Source organism: Ruegeria sp. CF4, assembly GCF_056537345.1.
Genome location: NZ_JBQFRJ010000022.1, coordinates 1 through 2,500, shown reverse-complemented (window position 1 = coordinate 2,500; position 2,500 = coordinate 1). Strand labels below are relative to the sequence as shown.

Annotated in this window: 1 tRNA gene and 2 rRNA genes (1 of these 3 cut by a window edge); all 3 read left to right on the top strand. The window is 54.3% G+C overall.

What is annotated here, in order from left to right:
• A 23S ribosomal RNA gene (locus ACR0NF_RS21650) occupies positions 1-2,007 on the top strand; it begins 879 nt to the left of the window's first position.
• Between the two features lie 171 nt (positions 2,008-2,178).
• Positions 2,179-2,293 (top strand): 5S ribosomal RNA (gene rrf / locus ACR0NF_RS21645).
• A gap of 130 nt (positions 2,294-2,423) precedes the next feature.
• Positions 2,424-2,500 (top strand) — tRNA-Met (locus tag ACR0NF_RS21640).

The window sequence follows — 2,500 nt, the reverse complement described above, 5'->3', positions numbered from 1 at the left end:
GTCATCCGAATACCCCGGGGGGTAGAGCACTGGATGGGTAATGGGGCCCCACAGGCTTACTGATCCTAACCAAACTCCGAATACCCGGGAGTACTAGATGGCAGACACACTGCGGATGCTAACGTCCGTAGTGGAGAGGGAAACAACCCTGACCTACGACTAAGGCCCCCAATTCATGGCTAAGTGGGAAAGCAGGTGGGACGACCAAAACAACCAGGAGGTTGGCTTAGAAGCAGCCATCCTTTAAAGATAGCGTAACAGCTCACTGGTCTAAATAAGTTGTCCTGCGGCGAAGATGTAACGGGGCTCAAGCCATGAGCCGAAGTCTAGGGATGCGTAAGCATCGGTAGCAGAGCGTAGTGTGACATAGCACTTATCTTGTATTATCGCCGGTCATTTGGTGCGAGTAATCGCGCTCAAGTAGCCGAATAGGCGGTAGCGCAAGATAAAGTGCTTTCGATGAAGCCGGGGCGTGAGCCATCCGGTGGAGAGATCACTAGTGAGAATGATGACATGAGTAGCGACAAAGAGTGTGAGAGACACTCTCGCCGAAAGTCCAAGGGTTCCTGCTTAAAGCTAATCTGAGCAGGGTAAGCCGGCCCCTAAGCCGAGGCCGAAAGGCGTAGGCGATGGGAACTAGGTTAATATTCCTAGGCCAGGAGGATGTGACGGATCACAGGTGTAGTTCAATCTTATCGGATTGATTGGGCTGCTGAGTGGTTCCTGGAAATAGCCCTCCATCAGACCGTACCCTAAACCGACACAGGTGGACTGGTAGAGCATACCAAGGCGCTTGAGAGAACGATGTTGAAGGAACTCGGCAAAATACCTCCGTAAGTTCGCGAGAAGGAGGCCCGGTTCCTAGGCAACTAGGGGCTGGGGGCACAAACCAGGGGGTGGCGACTGTTTATTAAAAACACAGGGCTCTGCGAAGTCGCAAGACGACGTATAGGGTCTGACGCCTGCCCGGTGCCTGAAGGTTAAAAGGAGAGGTGAGAGCCTTGAATTGAAGCCCAGGTAAACGGCGGCCGTAACTATAACGGTCCTAAGGTAGCGAAATTCCTTGTCGGGTAAGTTCCGACCTGCACGAATGGCGTAACGACTTCCCCGCTGTCTCCAACATCGACTCAGCGAAATTGAATTGCCTGTCAAGATGCAGGCTTCCCGCGGTTAGACGGAAAGACCCCGTGCACCTTTACTACAGCTTCGCACTGGCATCAGGATTGTGATGTGCAGGATAGGTGGTAGGCTTTGAAGCGGAAACGCAAGTATCCGTGGAGCCTCCCTTGAGATACCACCCTTCGCACTCTTGATGTCTAACCGCGGTCCGTTATCCGGATCCGGGACCCTGCGTGGCGGGTAGTTTGACTGGGGCGGTCGCCTCCTAAAGCGTAACGGAGGCGCGCGAAGGTTGGCTCAGAGCGGTCGGAAATCGCTCGTTGAGTGCAATGGCAGAAGCCAGCCTGACTGCAAGACTGACAAGTCGAGCAGAGTCGAAAGACGGCCATAGTGATCCGGTGGTCCCGAGTGGAAGGGCCATCGCTCAACGGATAAAAGGTACGCCGGGGATAACAGGCTGATACTGCCCAAGAGTCCATATCGACGGCAGTGTTTGGCACCTCGATGTCGGCTCATCTCATCCTGGGGCTGGAGCAGGTCCCAAGGGTACGGCTGTTCGCCGTTTAAAGAGGTACGTGAGCTGGGTTTAGAACGTCGTGAGACAGTTCGGTCCCTATCTGCCGTGGGTGTAGGAGACTTGAGAGGAGTTGCCCCTAGTACGAGAGGACCGGGGTGAACGATCCACTGGTGGACCAGTTGTCGTGCCAACGGCAGTGCTGGGTAGCTATGATCGGACAGGATAACCGCTGAAGGCATCTAAGCGGGAAGCCCCCCTCAAAACAAGGTCTCCCTGAGGGCCGTGGAAGACCACCACGTCAATAGGCCGGAGATGTAAGCGCAGTAATGCGTTCAGTTGACCGGTACTAATCGCCCGATAGGCTTGATTTGATCCAGTAACAGAAAGACAAATCACCAAAAGCATACACTGACCTTGAGTTGGACAACGTTGATCTGATTAACAACCGTGCGGTAACGCGCCTTTATCTGTGATAAAGACGCTGCCTGCCGCATGGTCGCTTTCTTGCACAGCAAGAAAGTCGACCGAGGGCTTTTCCTCGGTTTGGTGGTCATAGCGCAAGTGAAACACCCGGTCCCATCCCGAACCCGGAAGTTAAGCACTGCCGCGCCAATGGTACTTGGGCTTAAGCCCCGGGAGAGTAGGTCACCGCCAAACCTAGCAAAAGCCCACAAACAAACTTCTCTCTAAACGATCAGCAGAACACGACCCGGTCTCAACTAGCCAAATAGGCGGTAGACCAACGCAGGGCTTCAAGTAGCGTAAGCGATAGGCCAACGCAAAGTGTCGCGGGATGGAGCAGCCCGGTAGCTCGTCAGGCTCATAACCTGAAGGTCGTAGGTTCAAATCCTACTCCCGCAACCA